Source organism: Acidovorax sp. KNOB132, from assembly GCF_057541515.1.
The window spans coordinates 1-20,033 of sequence record NZ_BAAJYT010000059.1; the positions used below are offsets into that span (position 1 = coordinate 1).

A 20,033-nucleotide genomic window follows, 5' to 3' on the forward strand; every position below is an offset into this window, starting at 1 on the left:
GGTCCACCATGATGGAGTGGTCCACCACCAGGTCCACGGGCACCAGCGGCTCGATCTTCTTGGGCTTCTTGCCCAGGCGCTGGGCCACGCTGCGCATGGCGGCTAGATCGGCCAGCAAAGGCACTCCGGTGAAATCCTGCAGCACCACGCGCGACACGACGAAGGGGAATCTCGCCAGCGCTTTTCCGCGCGCAGCCGCCAGGGGCGCGAGGTGCTGGGCCTGTACCGCACCGGCACCGAGGCCCCGATCCTGCTGAGCGGCGGCCAGCACGCCAACGAAACCTCCGGCGTCGTGGGGGCCCTGCGCGCGGCCGAGGCGCTGCATGCGCGGCCCGGCGCGCACTTCGCCCTCATCGCGCTGGAGAACCCCGACGGCTATGCGCTGCACCGCGAACTGGGCGCGCACCACGCCCACCACATGCAGCATGCCGCGCGCTACAGCGCGCTGGGCGACGACATCGAATACCGCGAGACGGCGCCGCTCTACGAGCGCGAAGCCCGCGAACAGGCCCTGGCCCTTTCCGGCGCGCAATTGCACATCAACCTGCACGGCTACCCCGCGCACGAGTGGACCCGGCCGCTGTCCGGCTACGTGCCACGAGGCTTCGGCCTGTGGACGGTGCCCAAGGGGTTCTTTCTGATCCTGCGCCACCACCCGGGCTGGCAGGCCGAAGGCCGTGCGCTGCTGGAGCAGGTGGCCGCGGCGCTGCAGGCCGTTCCCGGCCTGCCCGAGTACAACGCCCGCCAGATGGCGCTGTATGAGCACCATGCGGGGGCGTTGCCGTTCGAGGTGATCCATGGCACGGCCTGCACGCAGTCCGAGAACCCGCGCGGTGCGCCGGTCACGCTCATCACCGAATTCCCCGACGAGACGGTGTCGGGCGATGCCTTCCGCTTCGCGCACGGCGTGCAAAAGGCCGCCGTGCTGGCGGCGGTGGACGCTTGGCAGGCCATTCTTTCCGAGCGCGGCTGATTGCGCTTGGGTGGATGGGGGGAGCGGGCCTTGTTCCCTTCGGCGGTGCGTGGCGTGGTGCACGCCCGGCGCTGAAGGCCATCGCGTCGCTTGCCGCAAGCGCCCAGCGGCATGAAAACAGGGGGGGTTGGCAGCCCCCTTCTCTGGCACGGTCTGTGCATACCGAACCGCACTGGCGATGGGCCCGGTCCGGGCCTTTGCCATGCGCTTTGTTCAGGTAAACACCTGAGGGTGTTGCCGCAAACACGCGGTTACATTGAATGCGGTCTTTCGTTTCCCTGTCTCACTACCACTGTGGAGTTCATCGATGAAGCGTAGCGCTCTCCCTCTGTCCGCATGGGCCCTTGCCGGCGCCCTGGGTTGCGGACTGTGTGCCCCCACCGCGTTCGCGCAGACCAAATGGGACCTGGCCGCCGCCTATCCCGCCACCAACTTCCACACCGAGAACCTGATGGAGTTTGCCAAGGACGTGGACACCGCCACGGGCGGCAAGCTCAAGATCACGGTGCATGCCAATGCATCGCTGTTCAAGGCCAACGAGATCAAGCGCGCCGTGCAGGGCGGGCAGGCGCCGGCCGGCGAGATCCTGCTGCCCAACTTCGAGAACGAGAACCCCATCTTCGGCGTGGACGGCATTCCGTTCCTGGCCACCTCATACGCCGATTCCAAGCGGCTGTACGAAGCGCAAAAGCCTGTGCTCGAAAAGCTCCTCAATGCGCAGGGCCTGCGGCTGCTGTACACCGTGGCCTGGCCTCCGCAGGGCATCTACTCCAAGCGGGAAATCACCTCGGTGGCCAATCTGCGGGGCATCAAATGGCGCGCCTACAGCCCCGCCACGGCCAAGATCGCCGAGCTGATCGGCGCGCAGCCCGTCACCATCCAGGCGGCCGAGCTGTCGCAGGCCACGGCCACCGGAGCGGTCGAATCGATGATGACCTCCGGTTCCACCGGCTACGACAGCAAGCTCTACGAGAGCATCAAGTACTTCTACGACACCCAGGCCTGGCTGCCCAAGAACGCGGTGATCGTGAGCAAGAAGGCCTTCGACGCGCTCGACAAGCCCACGCAGTACGAACTGCTCAAGAGCGCCGCCGCGGCCGAGGCCCGCGGCTGGAAGGTCAGCGCGGAAAAGAACGAGTGGTACAAGAAGGCCCTGACAGACAAGGGCATGAAGATCCTCCCGCCCCCGCCCAAGCTGGTGGCCGACCTGCGCCAGGTCGGCGACATCATGCTGGCCGACTGGCTCAAGAAGGCCGGCCCCGATGGCGAGGCCATCATCGCCGCCTACCGCAAGCCGGCCCCCGTGGCAGCCAAGTGATGCGCCGCTTCCTGGACCGCCTGTACCTGGGCGCGGGCGCCCTGGGCGCCACCTTCGTGGCCCTGATCTGCGTGCTGATGATCGCGCAGAGTGTGCTGCGCGAGGTCGGGGTGCGCACCGGGGCGCTGAACGACGTGGTGGCGTGGTTCTGCGCCGCCGCGGCGTTCTTCGCCATGGCGCATGCCTTCAAGCACGGCGACTTCGTGCGGGTCACGCTGCTGCTGGAAAAGCTCTCGCCGCCCCGGCGCCGGCAGTTCGAGATCGTCTCGCTGGCCATCGGCTCGGTGGCAGTGGCTTACCTGGCCTGGTCGGCGTGCCTCTTCACCTACGAAAGCTGGGAATTCAACGATGTGGCCCAGGGCCTGCTGCCGCTGCCGATGTGGATTCCCCAGATGAGCTTCGCACTGGGTTCGGTGCTGCTGTTCGTCGCGGTGGTCGATGAATTCATCATCGTGCTGCGCGGCGGCGTGCCCACCTTCGTGCGCGAAGTCGAGGACCGGCATGCGCGCGGCGATTTCTCTTCCGACATCTGACCCTCCACCCGACCTGAACCCTCGCTGCGGCCCGGCCGGGCCCGAAAGAAGAATCCCATGGACATTCTGATGGTGGGCGGCATCTTGCTGCTGCTGATGATCGTGCTGCTCTCGGGCGGCGTCTGGATCGCGATGACGCTGGCGATCTGCGGCTGGGTCGGACAGGCGTTCTTCACGAACACGCAGCCGGGCAAGAATTTGTTCTCGGCCTTCTGGGAAAGCAACGCCAGCTGGGAGCTGGCGGCGCTGCCGCTCTTCATCTGGATGGGTGAGATCCTCTTTCGCACCAAGCTGAGCGAAGAGATGTTCGAGGGCCTGCGCCCCTGGCTCAACCGGGTGCCGGGCCGGCTGATGCACACCACCATCCTGGGGTGCGGCATTTTCGGATCGGTGTCGGGCTCGTCCGCCGCCACTTGCGCCACCATCAGCAAGGTGGCCCTGCCCGAGCTGCTCAAGCGCGGCTACGACGAGCGCCTGGCGCTGGGCTCGCTTGCCACGGCAGGCACGCTGGGCATTCTCATTCCGCCATCCATCACCATGGTGGTGTATGCGGTGGCGGCAGATGCCTCCATCATCCGCATCTTCCTGGCCGGCTTCCTGCCGGGCCTGCTACTGATGCTGCTGTTTTCGGGCTACATCGGCTGGTGGAGCCTGCGCAACCCCGACAAGGTGCCGCCGGCCGATGCACCGACGACCTTCCGCCAGAAGATCCGGCAGTCCGGCAACCTGATTCCGGTGGCGGTCCTGATCGTCTTCATCGTGTGGGTGCTGGTGGCCGGCTACGCCACCGCCACCGAATGCGCCGCCTACGGCGTGGCCGGATCGCTGGGGCTGGCGCTGTGGAGCCGCTCGCTGACGTGGAAGAACTTCACCGAAGGGCTGATGAGCACCACGCGCACCAGCTGCATGATCATGTTCATCCTGGCCGGCGCGGCCTTTCTGACCAAGACCATGGCCTTCACCGGCATTCCGCGCGAGCTGGCCGAGTGGGTCAATGCGATGAACCTCTCGCCCTTCGCGCTGATTGGCGTGCTGACGATCGTCTACCTCGTGCTGGGCACGGCGCTGGACGGCATCAGCATGATCGTGCTCACCAGCGCGGTGGTGCTGCCCATGATCCAGAAGGCCGGCTTCGACCTGATCTGGTTCGGCATCTTCATCGTGCTGCTGGTGGAGATCGCCGAGGTCACCCCGCCCGTGGGCTTCAACCTCTTCGTGCTGCAGAACATGACCGGCAAGGACAGCAACACGATCGCACGCGCGGCCATTCCGTTCTTCCTGTGCCTGGTGGTATGCATCGCGATCATCACCGTGTTCCCGCAGATCGTCACCGTGCTGCCGGACCTGGTGATGGGCAAGGACGGCGGCTAGGCGCAGGCCCGCAGGGGCCGCTGGCCGCCGCCACTCCACGGGAGGAAGATGAGCGCCTCGGCGGCGAGGCCCCGGGTTTTTGCGATACTTTGCGGCATGCTGCTCAACGTCGCCGTCATCTGCCTGGCCGCCTGCCTGGGCGCCCTGCTGCGCTGGGGCTTCGCCCTGTGGCTCAACCCCGGCGGCCTGCTGCCCTGGGGCACGCTGGCGGTGAACCTCATCGGCGGCTACCTGATCGGCATCGCCATCGCCGTGTTCACCCAGCGGCCGGACATCGACCCGGCCTGGCGGCTGCTCATCATCACCGGCTTTCTCGGCACCCTGACCACCTTCTCCAGCTTCTCTGGCGAAGTCGTCACCATGCTGATGCAGCAGCGCTACGGCATCGCGCTGGCCACGCTGCTTTTGCACGTGGGCGGCTCCTTCACCCTCACCTGGGCCGGCATGCGCACGGCCCTGTGGTGGGCGGCCCGCTGACCGACGGCCCGGCAACGGGTCCTTCTTTTTTGCCCGCACAATCTCACCCCATGGATTCCAATACCGAACTCAACGACAGCCGCCTGGCCAATGCCTGGGCCGAATTGAACAACCACGCCGTGAACGGCAACCCGCTGCACGCCGATGCCTACCGGCTGGCGTTCGCAGACCCCGAATTCCTGCTGCGGCGTGAAACGCGCGGCATCCGCTTCCAGCTCGAAATGCTCAAGCCCGATCTGGGCCAGACCGCACAGGGCATCGAGAACACCGTGGTGGTGTACGGCAGCGCGCGCTTCATCGCCCCCGACGAAGCCGAGCAACAACTGGCCGATGCCCAGGCCAGTGGCGACGACAGCCGCATCGCGCGCGCCAGGCTCGCCGTGCGCAACGCCCGCTACTACGACCTGGCGCGGCAGTTCGCACGCGTGGTCGCCGAGCACAGCGAACAGCAGCAACCCGCGGACCGCATCTACGTGTGCACCGGCGGCGGCCCCGGCATCATGGAAGCCGCCAACCGCGGCGCGCACGACGTCGGCGCGCTCAACGTGGGCCTGAACATCGCGCTGCCCCACGAGCAAAGCGGCAACCGCTTCATCTCGCCCTCGCTGAGCTACAAATTCCACTACTTCGCGCTGCGCAAGATGCACTTCATGATGCGCGCCAAGGCCCTGGTGGCATTCCCCGGCGGCTTCGGCACGCTGGACGAATTGTTCGAAGTGCTCACCCTCGTGCAGACCGGCAAGGCCAAGCCGGTGCCCATCGTGCTGTTCGGCACCGACTTCTGGAAGAAGCTGGTCAACTTCGATGCGCTGGTGGAGCAAGGCACCATCTCCGCCGCCGACCTGAACCTGTTCCACTACACGGACGACCCGCAGGAAGCCTGGAACATCATCAAGGCGTTTTACAAGCTTTGAATCCGGCCTGACCGCGCTGCAACCGGGTGCGTTCACCCGTTGTTTCGCACCATGGGCCGGAGCATCGCATGGCGCTGGCGGCATTCCGGCGCAGTGCGAACAATGGGCATTTTGGCTTTTCCTCAAACCACCATGCCCCGCATCGACGCTCCCAATCCCTCGGCCCAGGCCGCGTCCAGCGCATCGCAACACACGCAGGCAGAGCCGTCCGATGTGCGTCGGCGCTCCAGTGCGCGCCACCAGGCACCGGAAGGCCTGCAGCAGCGCGCAGATGCACCTGCCGCCGCGCAGCATGCGCCGCAACCGGCACGCGTTCGCACGGGACTGCAGGCCTTGCGGCAGACAGCGCAGGCGGCGGTCGATGGCGGCACGGTCGTCGCACATGCCGGTGCACGCATCGGCGCGGCAGCCGGTGCTGCCTTTCTGGCAGACCCTGTCCGGACCACCGGAATCGCCATGCTGGCGGGTGGCAGCAGTTACGCCTTGATCAACCACCAGCGCGCCAATGACCTGGAAACCGTGAGAGGGTCGGCGATCGCTTTCGCGGGATACACGTTGATGGCAACACGCGCTTTCTTCGCGATGCTCCCTGGCGCCGCCCAGGCGGTCGCGGAGGGCATCCAGGCGGCACCCGGGGCCCTTCGGGACATGGCAGAGGCCTTCCAGGCCTTGGCGCAAGCCGCCATGGCAGAGGGACGTGAGCCCCAAATTTCCCAGGAACTGGCCGTCGCTGCCCTCGGTATGATTCTCGTCATGGGCGAGCCCGATCCCGACGACCCGGAGGACCTGTCACAAGAGGTGGGGCGCCATGTGCCCCAGGTGGTCGATCACCTCATGGACCTGAGACAGGGATCCGCATCCGAGACCGTCCATGCGGCTGCGCTGGCAGCAAACGAAGTCCCGGCGCAATTGGTGCGCAACCTCCACGCCCTGGTGACTGCCGATTCGCCGGTGCTGTCTCAGCGCCCCAATTCCCGGGGTGCCAGACCGAACTGAAGCCGGCAAGGGAGCGGCCGGATCGGCCACGGCCTCAATGCGGCACGGCGGAATGCGCGTCACCGTCTCCCAGGCGCGCGGCCAGCCGGGAGCCGCCGCCCACCACCGCACCCACGACCCAGAAAAGCCCCGCCACGCCGATCAGCGCCCCTGCCGATCCGAACAGCACCGGCATCAGCACGCTCGAACCATTGATGGCCATCAGCCGCAGGCCGAGCGCCTCGCCGTGGCGATGCGATGGCGTGATCTGGTGCAGCATGCTCATGATCATCGGCTGCACCGATCCCAGCGCGAAGCCCAGCAGCACCGAACACAGGCCCAGTGCCCACGGGTTGGGCAGCAAGGGGTACACCGCGAACAGCACCGCCGTGGTGACCATCGCCCAGGTGACCACGACCGCCTCGCGCAGGTGCGCCGCCACCAGGGGCATCAGCACGCGGATCACGGCCGCCGCAATGGCGAACGCACCCAGGATGGTGCCGATCACCGACGCCGACAGGCCCCGCTCGTGGCCCAGCAGCGGCACCACGAAGGTGTGCACGTCCCAGCACGACGACAGCAGCCAGTTCACGATGAGCAGGCGGCGAAAGCCGGGCTCGGTCAGCAGGTCCCAGGCCCGGGGGCGCACGCCGCCGGCCGCCGCGATCACGGGCGGCAGTTCCACGGTGGCCCTCACCCAGAACCAGGTGGCGATGGGCAGCACGGCCATCAGCGCGAAGGCGGCGCGGTAGCCTTCGGTGCTGCCAGCCGTGGGACCGGCATGGTCGATGAGCATCCCGGCGCAGAACGGCCCGACGAAGTTGGACACGGCTGGGCCGATGGCCAGCCAGCTGAACACCTGGCGCAGCTGCGTGGAGTCGTGCGCCGCGCGCCCCACATGGCGCTGCAGGGCAATGGTGGCGGCACCCGTGGCGCCGCCCGTCATGAGCGCGGCCAGGCACAGCATGGGAAACACCGGCCACACCAGCGCCCCGGCCGCCCCGACCACCGCCACGACCACGGCATAGCCAACCGGGCGCTTGAGGCCGTGGCGGTCGGCATAGCGGCCCGCCGGCAGCGCCAGGAACACCTGCGTGAGCGCGAACAGCGCGAGCAGGATGCCGACCGCCGCCGCGCTGTAGCCCTCGCGCAGGGCCAGCAGCGGCGCGGCCAGCCGCATGCCGGCCATGCAGGCGTGGATGCAGATCTGTCCGGCGATCAGGCGGGCCAGTGCGGTGTTCATGTCAAACGGCCTCGTCTTCGGTGGTGGGCGGCAGGCCGCCATCCGTGGCACCCGCCCCCGCCAGGGGCACCGCCGCCCCCGGGGCCGGCAGGGCCTGCACCTCGCGCAGCTGGCGCTGGATGGCGCGCGTGCGCACGCCCACCTCGTCGAACCGCCGGGCCGCCGCGTCGATGGATTTGCGCGTGGCCTCGACCACGTCGCCGAACTTGGAGAACTCTGTCTTCACCGCGCCGAGCAGGCCCCACACCTCGGAGGAGCGCTTTTCGATCGCCAGCGTCTTGAAGCCCATCTGCAGGCTGCTGAGCATGGCCGCCAGATTGGCGGGCCCGGTGATCATCACGCGGCAGTCGTTCTGCAGCGCCTCCACCAGCCCGGGCCGGCGGATCACCTCGGCGAACAGGCCCTCGGTGGGCAGGTACATCACGGCGAAGTCGGTGGTGTGCGGCGGCGACACGTACTTGGCGAAGATCTTGCGCGCCTCGGCCTTGATGGAAGTCTCGAAGGCGTTGCCCGCCGACAGCACCGCCGCCTTGTCGGCCAGGTCCTGCGCGTCCAGCAGGCGCTGGTACTGCTCCACCGGGTACTTGGAGTCGATGGGCAGCCACACGGGCTGCTCGTCGCCCCGGCCCGGCAGGCGGATGGCGAACTCCACCAGGTCGTCGCTGCCGGGCATGACCTTCACGTTGCGCGCGAACTGGTCCACGGTGAGCACGTTCTCGATGATGGCGCCCAACTGCATCTCGCCCCAGGTGCCGCGCGTCTTCACGTTGGTCATCACGCGCTTGAGGTCGCCCACGCTGCCGGCCAGCGTCTGCATCTCGCCCAGGCCCTTGTGCACCTGCTCCAGCCGGTCGCTCACCAGCTTGAAGGATTCGCCCAGGCGCTGCTCCAGCGTGGCGTGCAGCTTCTCGTCCACGGTGCGGCGCATCTCCTCCAGCTTGGCGGCATTGTCGGCCTGGATGGCGGACAGGCGCTCGTTGAGCACGCCGCGCAGGGCCTCGCCGGTCTGCGTGAGTTCGGCACGGAAAGCGCCCAGCGCCTGCACCAGTTCCTGCCGCGCCGCGACGGCATCGGTCTGGCCCAGCGCCAGGCGCTGCTCCAGCTTGCCTTCGAAGGCGGTGAAGGCCGCGAGCAGCTCCGCCCGGCCGCTGCGCGACTCGTGCACCGCCTGGGCCAGCCGCTCGTCCACGGCCTGGCGCACGCTCTCCAGCGTGCCCTGCATGGTCTGCGTGAAGCCGCGCAGCTGCTGGGCCATGCCCTCCAGCGCGCCATCGTTCTTGGCCACCGCCAGCTGCGTGGCCTGGGCCGTGGCCTCCAGGCGCTGCAGGCGCATCAGCCACTCGGGGGGCAGTTCGGCGCGCGGGCTGCGCAGCAGCAGAACCCCCAGCATCAGGACGACCAGCACCAGCAAACCCAGGACAGCGAACATTTCCAAAACCCGATACTCCTTTTGCTATTGATTTGATAGCTACAACGGCATGAAAATCGACGGCATGCGGTCGATTCGATCCGAAACCGCGGCGCGGCCGCACCGTGGCGGCATCCGTCACACCGGCCGTTCGGCCGGCGTGTTGACGGGCGTCAGCGCCCCCCGGCCGTCGAAGAACGCGATCAGGTTGTCCGCCGCCAGGTTGGCCATCGCCAGCCGCGTGGGCACGGTGGCGCTGGCGATGTGCGGGGTCAGCACCACGTTGGGCACGGTGAGCAGGTCCGGGTGCACCTGCGGCTCGCCCTCGAACACGTCCAGCCCGGCCGCTGCGATGCGCTTGTCGCGCAGCGCCGCCGCGAGCGCCGCGTCGTCCACGATGCCGCCGCGCGCGATGTTGACCAGGGTGGCGGTCGGCTTCATCTGCGCCAGCTCGGCGGCGCCGATGGCGTGGTGCGACTCGGCCGTGTAGGGCAGCACCAGCACGAGGTGGTCGGCCGTGCGCAGCAACTCCTCCTTGGAGACGTAGCGCGCGCCGCATTCGCCCTCCAGCGCGGGCGAGAGGCGGGAGCGGTTGTGGTAGATCACCTGCATGCCGAAGCCGTGCGCGCCGCGCCGGGCGATGCCCTGCCCGATGCGGCCCATGCCCAGGATGCCGAGCGTGCTGCCGTGCACGTCGGAGCCGGCGAACATGTCGTAGCTCCATTTCGTCCACTGGCCGGCCCGCAGATAGTGCTCGCTCTCGGTCATGCGGCGCGCGGTGGCCATGAGCAGCGCGAAGCCGAAGTCCGCCGTGGTCTCGGTCAGCACGTCGGGCGTGTTGGTGCCCTGCACACCCGACGCGGTGAGCGCGTTCACGTCGAAGTTGTTGTAGCCCACCGCCATGTTGGCCACGATGCGCAGCCGCGGGCAGCGCGCCAGCAACTCGGCGTCGATGCGCTGGCTGCCGGTGGTCAGGGCGCCGTCCTTGTCCTGCAGGCGCTCGGCCAATTCGGCCGGCGACCAGACCGCGTCGGCGGGGTTGGCCTCGACCTCGAAATGCTGCGAGAGCCGCTCCACCACCTCGGGAAAGATGGCGCGGGCGACCAGGATGCGGGGCTTGGACATGGATCAGGACCTTTCAGCGAAACCAGAGGAATGTCATGGCGACGAGCAGCGGCAGCAGGATGCCGCACGACCAGAGCATGTAGCCGAAGAAGCTGGGCATCTTCACGCCGCGCTCTTCGGCAATGGCCTTGACCATGAGGTTGGGCGCATTGCCGATGTAGGTGCCCGCGCCCATGAACACGGCGCCGGCCGAGATCGCGGCCAGCGTGGGGGCGAGCGTGGTCATGAGCACGGCCGGGTCGCCGCCGGCGGTGTTGAAGAACACGAGGTAGGTCGGCGCGTTGTCCAGGAACGCGCTCAGCAGGCCGGTGGTCCAGAAGTACATGGCCGGATCGGGGGTGCCGTCAGGCCGGGTCACCGCGCCGACGATGGCGCCGAACGGCCCCTGCGTGCCCGCCTTGAGCATCGCGATGACCGGGATGATGGTGAGAAAGATGCCCGCGAACAGCTTGGCCACTTCCTGCATGGGAGCCCAGCCGAACTGGTTGTCCGCGTGCACCTGGCGCGGCGTGAGCCACAGCGAGGCGCCCACCACCGCCAGCAGCCCCACGTCACGCACCAGCCCGGGCAGGCCCACGGGCGTGCCGGCGATGCTCCACACCACCGGCGACTTCCAGAACCCGCTGAGCAGCACCAGGGCGATCACCGCGCCCAGCAGCCAGAAATTGACCTGGCCGTCGAAGCCGATCGACCGCGTGTCGGGCGTGGGGTCCGGCCGTGCCGCCTCGCCCGGCCGGCCATGGAACCAGCGGTCGATCGCGTAGAAGATCGCCAGCAGCGAACCCACGAGGAACAGCGTCTCCTGGTGGATGTGCCCGACCGTCCAGAAGAAATCCACGCCCTTCAAAAAGCCCAGGAACAGCGGCGGGTCCCCCAGCGGCGTGAGCGAGCCCCCGGCGTTGGAGACGATGAAGATGAAGAACACGACGATGTGCGCCACGTGCTTGCGGTGGTCGTTGGCGCGCACCAGCGGCCGGATCAGCAGCATCGATGCGCCCGTCGTCCCCATGAAGCTTGCCAGCACCGCGCCGATGGCCAGGATGGCCGTGTTCAGCCCGGGGCCGCCATGCAGGTTGCCGCGGATGTGGATGCCCCCCGCCACGGTGAACAGCGCCGCCAGCAGGATGACGAACGGCAGGTACTCGGCCAGCAGCGCATGGACCAGGTTCACACCCGCCGCACCGGCCCCGAAGACTGCCGCGAACGGCAGCAGGAACGCCAGCGCCCACGCGGCAGCGATCTTGCCGAAATGGTGGTGCCAGAACGCGGGGGCGAACAGCGGCACCAGCGCGATCGACAGCAACAGACCGGCGAAGGGCACGCCCCACAGCACCGACAGCGCGCTCCCGTCGATCTCGGCGGCCCGCGCCAGGCCCGGCAGCAGGCCCGTGGCGATCAGCAACAAGCCACGCAGGCCGCGGGACATCGGTAAAGACAGGGACATGGCGTTGGAAGCCTCCAGAGTGGGAACGGGGCTGGGGGTGGCCATCGAAGCGCGCGCCGGCCGACCGGTTCGCTGCATGCGGGTCGATGCGTTCACTGCGGCGCCGGGATCTCGAACACCTGGCGCAGGTAGGCCAGGTACTTCTCGTCGTCGCACATGCCTTTGCCCGGGGTGTCGGACAACTTGGCCACCGGCTGGCCATTGCAGCGCGTCATCTTGATCACGACCTGCAGCGGCTCGCAGCCCAGGTCGTTGGTGAGGTTGGTGCCGATGCCGAAGGCCAGTTGGCAGCGCCCGCGGAACTGCTGGTACAGCTCGATGGTGCGCGGCACGGTGAGGGCGTCGCTGAAGATCAGCGTCTTGGTCAGCGGATCGACCCGGTTGCGGCGGTAGTGGTCGAGCAGGCGCTCGCCCCAGGCGAACGGGTCGCCGCTGTCGTGGCGCGCGCCGTCGAAGAGCTTGCAGAAATACAGGTCGAAGTCGCGCAGGAAGGCGCTCATGCCGTACACGTCCGACAGCGCGATGCCCAGGTCGCCGCGGTACTCCTTGGCCCACATCTCGAAGCCGAAGATCTGGCTGTCGCGCAGGCGCGGGCCCAGCGCCTGGCAGGCCTGCAGGTACTCGTGCGCCATGGTGCCCAGCGGCGTCACGCCGAGCTTCATGGCATACAGCACGTTGCTCGTGCCGGCGAACTGCCCCGGCCCCGAAGGCGCGCCCGTCGTGCGGCGCTCCCCCGTGCCCAGGCGCGCGCACAGCACGCGCAGCACCTCTTCGTGCCATGCGCGGCTGAAGCGGCGGCGCGTGCCGTAGTCGGCGATCTTGAGGTCGCCCAGGCCATCGGCCTGCAGCAGGGCGATCTTGGCGTCGAGCCGGCGGCGGCCTTCGGGAAAGTCGGGCACCTTCTGCGTATTGCGAAAGTACACCTCGTTCACGATGGCCAGCACCGGCACCTCGAACAGGATGGTGTGCAGCCATGGCCCGGTGATGGTGATGTCGATCTCGCCCGAGGCCAGCGGGCTCACGGTGATGTACTTTTCGTTGAGCCGGAAGAGCCCGAGGAAATCCACGAAATCGCTCTTGATGAAGCGCATGGATCGCAGGTAGGCCAGCTCGGCATCCTGGAAATGCAGGCTGCACAGCGAGCGGATCTCCTCGCGGAACTCGTTGACGAAAGGCACCAGTTGCACGCCGGGATTGCGGCAGCGAAAGCGGTACTCCACCTGTGCGCCGGGAAACTGGTGCAGCACCACCTGCATCATGGTGAACTTGTAGAGATCGGTGTCGAGCAGGCTGGTGATGATCATGGGTGGAAGCGGCCGCGGCGGGCCGGCTGGGCATCTGCAGTGGACGGCAGCGGCGCACCGTCGCATGGCATTGTGTCATCAAGGGCGCCCCATTGCCGGGCACCGCACTGGTCCGGATCTTGCACCGCACTTCGGCCGCCGCACTGCATGCATCCCGCAACGCGCGCCCGCGTCACCGCCCCACCCGCTTCGCCGCCGATCGCATCTCGCACATGTCGCACGGCGGAATGGAGCGGGTCCGAACGGGCCCGCGCAGCGCGTATGCTCGATGCGCCGCAGAGACGACGGCACTTCCTTCTTCAAGAACAAAGGTATTTTTCCAATGCGCCATTCCCGCCCGCCCATCACACCCTCCACCACGCGCCCTGTCTGGCGCTACACCGCCACGCTGACGGCCGCCCTGCTGGTCCTTGCCGGCTGCGGCGGTGGCGGGGGTGGCAGTGGCAGCGCTTCGGCTCCCGGACAGGATTCGGCCTGCGCGGTCGTCAGCGATGGCGGCTCGGTCACGGTCGGCTCCGGCCTGCCCGGCGATCCCGCAGCGCCCGAACCCGCCTCTGGCTACAAGGTCGGCAAGACCGCGGTCTATGCCAAGCAGTACATGGTGAGCACGGCCAATCCGCTGGCCTCCCGCGCGGGCTGCGAAGTGCTGCGCCAGGGCGGCTCCGCGGTCGATGCGGCCGTGGCGGTGCAGATGGTGCTGGGCCTGGTCGAACCGCAATCGTCGGGCCTGGGCGGCGGCGCGTTCATGCTGCACTACGATGCGGCGCAGAAGAAAGTGCAGGCCTATGACGGCCGCGAAACCGCCCCCGCGGCCGCGACGGAAAACTACCTGCGCTGGGTCAGCGACAGCGACCGCACCCTGCCGCAGCCCGGCGGCGCGCGCGCCAGCGGCCGCTCCATCGGCACGCCCGGCGCCGTGCGCATGCTGGAGATGGCTTACCATGACCACGGCAAGCTCAAGTGGAGCGAGCTGTTCCAGCCCGCGGTCAAGCTGGCCTCGGACGGCTTCCAGATCAGCGGCCGCATGGCCAGCGCCATCGCCGGCGCCACCACCGGCCTCTCGCGCGATCCCGAGGCGGTCGCCTACTTCTTCAATGCCGACGGCACGCCCAAGGGCCTGGGCACGCTGATCAAGAACCCCGCCTACGCCACCACGCTGAACACCATCGCCAGCGGCGGCGCCGATGCGTTCTACACCGGCCCCGTGGCGCAAGGCATCGTGAACAAGATCAAGGTCACCAGCGGCGGCACGCCCACCGTGGCGATCACCCCCGGCCTGACCGAGATGAGCGACCTGGCCAACTACCGCGCCAAGCGCCGCGACCCGGTCTGCACGACCTACCGCGACTACTGGGTGTGCGGCATGTCGCCACCGTCCTCTGGCGGCATCGCCGTGGCGTCGGCGCTCGGCATCCTGGAGAACTTCAACCTCGCCAACTACAAGCCCACGGCCATCGACATCGAAGGCGGCAAGCCTTCGGTGATGGGCGTGCACCTGGTGAGCGAGGCCGAGCGCCTGGCCTATGCCGACCGCGACAAGTACATCGCCGACACCGACTTCGTGTCGCTGCCCGGCGGCTCGCCCGCGGCCATGCTGGACAAGACCTACCTGCGCAACCGTGCGGGCCTGATCAGCATGACCAAGAGCATGGGCACGGCCGTGGCCGGCGACCTGAGCAACAAGCCTGCCGGCGTGAGCCTGATCGACGAGAAGGGCACGACGCACTTCACCATCGTGGACAAGCAGGGCAATGCCGTGGTGATGACCACGACGGTGGAAGCCGGCATGGGTTCGTTCCACATGACGCAGGGCTTCTTGCTGAACAACCAGCTGACCGACTTCTCGGCCACGCCGACCGACAGCACCGGCGCCGTGGTGGCGAACCGCGTCGAAGCCGGCAAGCGGCCCCGCAGCTCGATGGCACCCACGCTGGTGTTCAAGAAGGCCGCGGACGGCAGCATGGGCGACTTTCTGATGGGCACGGGCTCGCCCGGCGGCGGCACCATCATCCAGTACGTGGTGAAGACGGTCGTCGGCGCGCTCGACTGGGGCCTGGATGCGCAGCAGGCCACCTCGCTGGTGGACTTCGGCGCCAGCAACAGCCCCACGACCTCGCTGGGCGGCGAACACCCGGCCATCAACAGCAGCAACGGCGGCAACAACGACCCGCTGATCACGGGCCTGCGCGCACTGGGCCACACGGTGTCCACCTCGGCCCAGTCGAGCGGCACGAGCACCATCATCCGCGTGCAGCGCAACGGCGAGAGCGTGCTGCAGGGCGGCGCCGATCCCCGCCGCGAAGGCGTGGTGCTGGGCGATACCTACAAGCCCTGACCGTGCATTGACGCGCCAGGCGGCCCGGCCGAAGGGCTGCCGCCTGCCGCGCCCCCCTCCAAAAAGCACCGGCCGCGTGAGCGTTCCGGTGCTTTTTTCATGGAAGGGGCCGGGTCAGGTGCCGACCGCGATGCGCAGGGGTGCGAGGGCGTCCAGCAGCGCCTGCGGCAAGGCGCGGGGCCGGCGGTCCTCGCGGCCGACATACACGTGCACGAAGTGCCCGCCCGCCGCCGACTCAGGCGCGCCCTCGGCGAACAGCCCGACTTCGTAGCGCACGCTGGAGCGGCCCACGTGCGCCACTCGGATGCCAGCCTCCACCGTCTGGGGAAAAGCGAGGGGCGCGAAATAATGGCACTGGGTTTCGACCACCAGGCCGATCGTCTCGCCCGCATGGATATCCAGGGCGCCAAGCTCAATCAGATAGGCATTCACCGCCGTATCGAACCAGCTGTAATACACGACATTATTGACATGGCCATATGCGTCGTTATCCGCCCAGCGGGTGGTAATCGTGCGGAACACGGAATATGCGGAGCGCGGCTCCGGCAGGCGGCGGGGCGGCATGGAAACGGTGGGGGCATTCATGGCGGCAAATTCTGCCAGTGGAGGCGCCTCCTTTGATGTGCCTCAGGTGACCGGCATTTTTGGTTATGCACTCTAATCATGTTGCAATGCAGCAAAATCGCTTGATTCCTGAACTCAACCGCCTAGAATCCGTCCCATGCTGCACTGCAACATGACTTCCAGGTCACGACAGCGCAGATGTCTCAACCATCCGTCCCTCGAGGACTCATCAATAGGAGATACACCATGTCGCTGACCCCGGAACAACTCATTGCATCCCACAAGGCCCACCTCGAAACCCTGTTCGGCCTGACCAACAAGGCATTCGAAGGCGTGGAAAAGCTGGTGGAACTGAACGTCACCGCCTCCCGCGCTGCCCTGGCCGAAGTCGCCACGCACACGCAAGCCGTGCTGAGCGCCAAGGATGCGCAAGAACTGCTGTCCCTGCAAGCCAGCCTGTTCCAGCCCCTGGCAGAAAAGACCGCTGCCTACAACCGCCACCTGTACGACATCGCCTCGAGCACCAGCGCCGAATTCGGCCGCACGTTCGAAGCCCAGGCGTCCGAAGTGCAGCGCAACTTCAGCAACCTGGTGGACAGCGCCGCCAAGAATGCACCCGCCGGTTCGGAAACCAGCGTGGCCGTGTTCAAGAGCGCCGTCTCTGCCGCCAACAACGCCTTCGAATCCGTTCAAAAGGCCGTGAAGCAAGCCAGCGATGTCGCTGAAGCCAACTTCAACGCCGTGGCCAACACCGCTGCCAACGCCGCCGCCAAGTCGGCCGCCGCCGTGCAGCAGCGCAAGCGCTAAAACCCGTTGTCTCCTTGGATCTCTCGAAACCGGGTTTCAGGGATCCAATTCAAGCCCGGTCTTGCGACCGGGCTTTTTTTTATGGGCGCGCGGCGCTTGGAGTGGCCGCGGGCCGGGCGGGACCACGGCGATAAGACCTCTGGTTCAGCAGGTCTTGTTTAAGAATCATTCTCGTTCGACCTATCATCGCCCGGTTTCCAACCTCCAGAGAAGAGACCCTCTCCATGCAGAAGTCCATGAAAGCCGTTTTGGCGGCCTGTCTTTTGGCCGCCGCTGGCGCCGCCTCCGCCCAGGACCAGGTCGTCAACCTGTACTCCGCCCGCCACTACGCCACCGATGAAGCGCTGTACACCGGCTTCACCAAGGCCACCGGCATCAAGGTGAACCGCGTGGACGCCGACGACGCCGGCATCATGGCCCGCCTGAAGGCCGAAGGCACCGCCTCCCCGGCCGACGTGATCCTGCTGGTGGACGCCGCCCGCCTGTACCGCGGCGAGGTCGACGGCCTGTTCCTGCCCATCCGCTCCAAGGTGCTGGAAGACACGATCCCCTCCAACCTGCGCGCCAAGCCCGCGGCCGACGGCGGCATTGCCTGGTTCGGCCTGTCCACCCGCGCCCGCGTGATCGTCTACAACAAGGACAAGGTCAGCAAGGAAGACGTGGACACCTATGAAGAGCTGGGCGACCCGAAGAACAAGGGCAAGATCTGCATCCGCTCCGGCTCGCACCCCTACAACCTGAGCCTGTTCGGCGCCGTGACCGAGCACATGGGCGAGCAGAAGGCCGAGGCCTGGCTCAAGGGCGTGGCCGGCAACCTGGCGCGTCCTCCGAAGGGCGGCGACACCGACCAGATCAAGGCCGTGGCGTCCGGCGAGTGCGACATCGCCGTGACCAACAGCTACTACCTGGCCCGCATCCTGCGTTCGGACAAGCCCGAGGACAAAGCCATTGCCGGCAAGGTGTCGGTGGTGTTCCCCAACCAGCAATCGTGGGGCACGCACATGAACATCGCCGGGGGCGCCGTGGCACGCAACACCAAGAACCAGGCCAACGCGGTCAAGTTCCTGGAATACCTGGCCAGCCCCGAGGCACAGAACTACTTCGCCAACGGCAACAACGAATGGCCCGCCGCCAAGGGCGTGGACACGGGCAATCCGGCCCTGAAAGCCATGACGGACGGCAAGCCCTTCAAGAGCGAGACCATCCCGATCAGCGCGGTGGGCGAGCACATGACCAAAGTGCAGCAGATGCTGGACCGCGTGAACTTCCAGTAAGCCACGCACCGTCCTTTCCTCGCACCAAGAGCCCGGCATGCCGGGCTTTTTCACGCCCGCGGCTTCGGCCATAATTGACGTTTACGTTAACGTCATATCGAGGAGACATCCCCCATGGAAATCCAAGGCAAGGTATTCATCGTCACCGGCGGCGCGTCGGGGTTGGGCGAAGGCACGGCGCGCCGGCTGGCCGCGCAGGGCGGCAAGATCGTCATCGCCGACCTGCAGGCGGACCGGGGCGAAGCGGTCGCCCGCGACATCGGCGGCGCCTTCGTGAAGTGCGACGTGAGCCAGGAAGCCGATGGACAGGCCGTGGTGGCGAAGGCCGTGTCCCTGGGCAAGCTGATGGGCCTGGTCAACTGCGCGGGCATCGCCCCGGCCGAGAAGACCGTGGGCAAGAACGGCGCGCACGCCCTGCCCCTGTTCGCCAAGGCGGTCACCGTGAACCTGATCGGCAGTTTCAACATGATCCGCCTGGCTGCCGAGGCCATGGCCAGGAACGAGGCGGAGGCCACCGGCGAGCGCGGCGTGCTCATCTCCACGGCCAGCGTGGCGGCCTACGACGGGCAGATCGGCCAGGCGGCCTATGCCGCATCGAAGGGCGGCATCGTGGGCATGACGCTGCCGATCGCGCGCGACCTGGCGCGCAACGGCATCCGCAACATGACCATCGCCCCCGGCATCTTCGGCACGCCCATGCTGTTCGGCATGCCGCAGGAAGTGCAGGACGCGCTGGCCGCGGGCGTGCCCTTCCCGAGCCGCCTGGGCACGCCCGAAGACTATGCGCGCCTGGTGCAGCACATCTTCGAGAACGACATGCTCAACGGCGAGGTGATCCGCCTGGACGGCGCGATCCGCCTGGCGCCACGCTGAGCGCGATTGCTATTCAATCGATAGCAGAATGCCCTAGTGGAATCTGCGCTGGCGGCCTTTTTCGTTCATAAAGCCTCTGCCGCCAGCGCCGCCCTCGCCTGCCGTTCCACCCGTGCGGGCAGGCCTGCAGCGGTTCATCCGCGCAGTTGCTCGCGCAGCCGCTGGCCGATGTCCGGCCGGGCCAGGAACGGATCGGGCGGGTTCTCCATCCGCACGATGTTCTCCATGCGGCTTTGCACGTTGCCCAGCGCCTGCGGGTGGCTGAAGATGTAGAACTGCCCGGCACCCACCGCGTCGAACACGCGCTGGGCCACCTCGGCCGCCGTCACCTTGCCGCTGCTGACGGCCTTGTCGGTCATGGCCTGGCCGATCAACTGGCTCTTGGTGGGCTGCGCCGCGGTCGCCACGTCCGGGCGGTTGCGTTCGCTGCGGGTGATGCCCGTGGGCACGAAGTAAGGGCACAGCACGCTGGCGCCGATCTGGTCGGTGACGAGGGCCAGGTCCTGGTACAGCGTTTCGGACAGGCTCACCACCGCGTGCTTGCTCACGTTGTAGATGCCCATGTTGGGGGCGTTGAGCAGGCCGGCCATGCTGGCCGTGTTGACGATGTGGCCCCGCCACTGCGGGTCCTGCGCCGCGGCGGCCAGCATCATGGGGGTGAACAGGCGCACGCCGTGCACCACGCCCATCAGGTTCACGCCCATCACCCAGTCCCAGTCCTGCACGCTGCTTTCCCAGATCAACCCGCCCGCGCCCACGCCCGCGTTGTTGAACACGAGGTGCGGCGCGCCGAAGCGCTGCTGCACGTCGGCGGCCAACTGCGCCATCTGCGCGGCGTCGGCCACGTCCACGCGCCGGGCCAGCACGGCGGCGCCCGCGGCCTACAGCTCGGCCGCGGCGGCATCGAGCGCGTCCTGCTGCACGTCCACCAGCACGAGGTTCATGCCCCGCTGCGCGCCGATGCGCGCGCATTCGAGGCCGAAGCCCGATGCCGCGCCGGTCAGTACCGCCGTCTTGCCCTGGAACGATTCGATCATGCCGATGTCTCCGTTTTCTTGAGTACGTAGCCGATGCGGGGGAAATGCACGTGCAGCG

At 67.6% G+C, this 20,033-nt stretch carries 16 protein-coding genes and 3 pseudogenes; 11 read left to right on the forward strand and 8 right to left on the reverse strand.

Going from position 1 to position 20,033, the window contains the following annotated elements; translation table 11 throughout:
- Positions 1 to 169 (reverse strand): annotated as a pseudogene (locus AC27IO_RS10605) (aconitase family protein); the annotation flags it as partial.
- Positions 170 to 178: 9 nt separating this feature from the next.
- On the opposite strand from AC27IO_RS10605, the pseudogene AC27IO_RS10610 reads away from it, so the two are divergent.
- The 7 genes and pseudogenes from AC27IO_RS10610 to AC27IO_RS10640 form a co-directional block, all read left to right on the forward strand.
- Positions 179 to 973, forward strand: a pseudogene (locus tag AC27IO_RS10610) (M14 family metallopeptidase); the annotation flags it as partial.
- Positions 974 to 1,280: 307 nt separating this feature from the next.
- Positions 1,281 to 2,291: a TRAP transporter substrate-binding protein gene (locus AC27IO_RS10615; protein WP_317357665.1), complete on the forward strand. Its 1,011-nt coding sequence runs from the start codon at positions 1,281 to 1,283 to the stop codon at positions 2,289 to 2,291.
- A complete protein-coding gene (locus AC27IO_RS10620) occupies positions 2,291 to 2,824 on the forward strand; it encodes a TRAP transporter small permease (protein WP_272568849.1) in 534 nt (177 codons plus the stop codon). Before AC27IO_RS10615 ends, AC27IO_RS10620 begins: the two co-directional genes overlap by 1 nt.
- Before the next feature lie 57 nt (positions 2,825 to 2,881).
- Positions 2,882 to 4,195, forward strand: a complete 1,314-nt coding sequence (locus AC27IO_RS10625) for a TRAP transporter large permease (RefSeq protein ID WP_284427132.1) — start codon at positions 2,882 to 2,884, stop codon at positions 4,193 to 4,195.
- A gap of 96 nt (positions 4,196 to 4,291) precedes the next feature.
- Positions 4,292 to 4,672 (forward strand): fluoride efflux transporter CrcB, encoded by a 381-nt coding sequence (gene crcB / locus AC27IO_RS10630; RefSeq protein ID WP_272547945.1) that lies wholly within the window; start codon positions 4,292 to 4,294, stop codon positions 4,670 to 4,672.
- Positions 4,673 to 4,722: 50 nt separating this feature from the next.
- Positions 4,723 to 5,586, forward strand: coding sequence for an LOG family protein (locus AC27IO_RS10635; protein WP_317357658.1), 864 nt, complete (start codon positions 4,723 to 4,725; stop codon positions 5,584 to 5,586).
- 132 nt (positions 5,587 to 5,718) lie between these two features.
- Positions 5,719 to 6,582 carry a hypothetical protein gene (locus AC27IO_RS10640; protein ID WP_498738930.1) on the forward strand — a complete coding sequence of 288 codons (864 nt, stop codon included), beginning with the start codon at positions 5,719 to 5,721 and terminating at the stop codon, positions 6,580 to 6,582.
- 34 nt (positions 6,583 to 6,616) lie between these two features.
- Here the strand turns inward: AC27IO_RS10640 and AC27IO_RS10645 are convergent, their stop codons facing one another.
- The 5 genes from AC27IO_RS10645 to pncB all read right to left on the reverse strand — a co-directional run bounded on the left by AC27IO_RS10645 (position 6,617) and on the right by pncB (position 13,085).
- Positions 6,617 to 7,804 carry an MFS transporter gene (locus AC27IO_RS10645; protein WP_284428671.1) on the reverse strand — a complete coding sequence of 396 codons (1,188 nt, stop codon included), beginning with the start codon at positions 7,802 to 7,804 and terminating at the stop codon, positions 6,617 to 6,619.
- Between the two features lies 1 nt (position 7,805).
- Positions 7,806 to 9,233: a DNA recombination protein RmuC gene (locus tag AC27IO_RS10650; protein ID WP_498738934.1), complete on the reverse strand. Its 1,428-nt coding sequence runs from the start codon at positions 9,231 to 9,233 to the stop codon at positions 7,806 to 7,808.
- Positions 9,234 to 9,350: 117 nt separating this feature from the next.
- The gene (locus AC27IO_RS10655) at positions 9,351 to 10,337 is read right to left on the reverse strand and encodes a 2-hydroxyacid dehydrogenase (RefSeq protein WP_498738931.1); all 987 of its coding nucleotides are present in this window, start codon (positions 10,335 to 10,337) and stop codon (positions 9,351 to 9,353) included.
- Between the two features lie 13 nt (positions 10,338 to 10,350).
- Positions 10,351 to 11,763 (reverse strand): sodium:proton antiporter, encoded by a 1,413-nt coding sequence (locus AC27IO_RS10660; RefSeq protein WP_498738935.1) that lies wholly within the window; start codon positions 11,761 to 11,763, stop codon positions 10,351 to 10,353.
- 110 nt (positions 11,764 to 11,873) lie between these two features.
- Positions 11,874 to 13,085, reverse strand: coding sequence for a nicotinate phosphoribosyltransferase (pncB, locus tag AC27IO_RS10665; RefSeq protein ID WP_498738932.1), 1,212 nt, complete (start codon positions 13,083 to 13,085; stop codon positions 11,874 to 11,876).
- A gap of 322 nt (positions 13,086 to 13,407) precedes the next feature.
- Between pncB and ggt the strand changes: the two genes are divergently transcribed.
- On the forward strand, positions 13,408 to 15,420 hold the full coding sequence (ggt, locus tag AC27IO_RS10670; protein ID WP_487112532.1) for a gamma-glutamyltransferase: 2,013 nt from the start codon (positions 13,408 to 13,410) through the stop codon (positions 15,418 to 15,420).
- A 114-nt stretch (positions 15,421 to 15,534) separates the two neighbouring features.
- On the opposite strand, the gene AC27IO_RS10675 is transcribed toward ggt, so the two are convergent.
- Entirely contained in the window at positions 15,535 to 16,005 is a 471-nt protein-coding gene (locus AC27IO_RS10675; protein ID WP_498738933.1) for an acyl-CoA thioesterase, read from the reverse strand.
- Between the two features lie 225 nt (positions 16,006 to 16,230).
- Here AC27IO_RS10675 and AC27IO_RS10680 point away from each other — a divergent pair, with 225 nt between their 5' ends.
- The 3 genes from AC27IO_RS10680 to AC27IO_RS10690 all read left to right on the forward strand — a co-directional run bounded on the left by AC27IO_RS10680 (position 16,231) and on the right by AC27IO_RS10690 (position 18,938).
- Complete coding sequence (locus AC27IO_RS10680) at positions 16,231 to 16,791, forward strand: phasin family protein (RefSeq protein ID WP_272568836.1); 561 nt, start codon at positions 16,231 to 16,233, stop codon at positions 16,789 to 16,791.
- Positions 16,792 to 17,015: 224 nt separating this feature from the next.
- Complete coding sequence (locus AC27IO_RS10685; protein ID WP_284428676.1) at positions 17,016 to 18,065, forward strand: extracellular solute-binding protein; 1,050 nt, start codon at positions 17,016 to 17,018, stop codon at positions 18,063 to 18,065.
- A 114-nt stretch (positions 18,066 to 18,179) separates the two neighbouring features.
- A complete protein-coding gene (locus AC27IO_RS10690) occupies positions 18,180 to 18,938 on the forward strand; it encodes a 3-hydroxyacyl-CoA dehydrogenase (protein ID WP_284401082.1) in 759 nt (252 codons plus the stop codon).
- A gap of 134 nt (positions 18,939 to 19,072) precedes the next feature.
- On the opposite strand, the pseudogene AC27IO_RS10695 reads toward AC27IO_RS10690, so the two are convergent.
- Positions 19,073 to 19,975 (reverse strand): annotated as a pseudogene (locus AC27IO_RS10695) (SDR family oxidoreductase).
- Positions 19,976 to 20,033 lie beyond the last annotated feature (58 nt).

What these genes read in the sequence shown, in the direction of transcription:
- AC27IO_RS10615 (WP_317357665.1), top strand. Translation starts at nt 1,281, where the DNA reads ATGAAGCGTAGCGCTCTCCCTCTGTCCGCATGGGCCCTTGCCGGCGCC.
- AC27IO_RS10620 (WP_272568849.1), top strand. Translation starts at nt 2,291, where the DNA reads ATGCGCCGCTTCCTGGACCGCCTGTACCTGGGCGCGGGCGCCCTGGGC.
- AC27IO_RS10625 (WP_284427132.1), top strand. Translation starts at nt 2,882, where the DNA reads ATGGACATTCTGATGGTGGGCGGCATCTTGCTGCTGCTGATGATCGTG.
- crcB (WP_272547945.1), top strand. Translation starts at nt 4,292, where the DNA reads ATGCTGCTCAACGTCGCCGTCATCTGCCTGGCCGCCTGCCTGGGCGCC.
- AC27IO_RS10635 (WP_317357658.1), top strand. Translation starts at nt 4,723, where the DNA reads ATGGATTCCAATACCGAACTCAACGACAGCCGCCTGGCCAATGCCTGG.
- AC27IO_RS10640 (WP_498738930.1), top strand. Translation starts at nt 5,719, where the DNA reads ATGCCCCGCATCGACGCTCCCAATCCCTCGGCCCAGGCCGCGTCCAGC.
- AC27IO_RS10645 (WP_284428671.1), bottom strand. Translation starts at nt 7,804, where the DNA reads ATGAACACCGCACTGGCCCGCCTGATCGCCGGACAGATCTGCATCCAC.
- AC27IO_RS10650 (WP_498738934.1), bottom strand. Translation starts at nt 9,233, where the DNA reads ATGTTCGCTGTCCTGGGTTTGCTGGTGCTGGTCGTCCTGATGCTGGGG.
- AC27IO_RS10655 (WP_498738931.1), bottom strand. Translation starts at nt 10,337, where the DNA reads ATGTCCAAGCCCCGCATCCTGGTCGCCCGCGCCATCTTTCCCGAGGTG.
- AC27IO_RS10660 (WP_498738935.1), bottom strand. Translation starts at nt 11,763, where the DNA reads ATGTCCCGCGGCCTGCGTGGCTTGTTGCTGATCGCCACGGGCCTGCTG.
- pncB (WP_498738932.1), bottom strand. Translation starts at nt 13,085, where the DNA reads ATGATCATCACCAGCCTGCTCGACACCGATCTCTACAAGTTCACCATG.
- ggt (WP_487112532.1), top strand. Translation starts at nt 13,408, where the DNA reads ATGCGCCATTCCCGCCCGCCCATCACACCCTCCACCACGCGCCCTGTC.
- AC27IO_RS10675 (WP_498738933.1), bottom strand. Translation starts at nt 16,005, where the DNA reads ATGAATGCCCCCACCGTTTCCATGCCGCCCCGCCGCCTGCCGGAGCCG.
- AC27IO_RS10680 (WP_272568836.1), top strand. Translation starts at nt 16,231, where the DNA reads ATGTCGCTGACCCCGGAACAACTCATTGCATCCCACAAGGCCCACCTC.
- AC27IO_RS10685 (WP_284428676.1), top strand. Translation starts at nt 17,016, where the DNA reads ATGCAGAAGTCCATGAAAGCCGTTTTGGCGGCCTGTCTTTTGGCCGCC.
- AC27IO_RS10690 (WP_284401082.1), top strand. Translation starts at nt 18,180, where the DNA reads ATGGAAATCCAAGGCAAGGTATTCATCGTCACCGGCGGCGCGTCGGGG.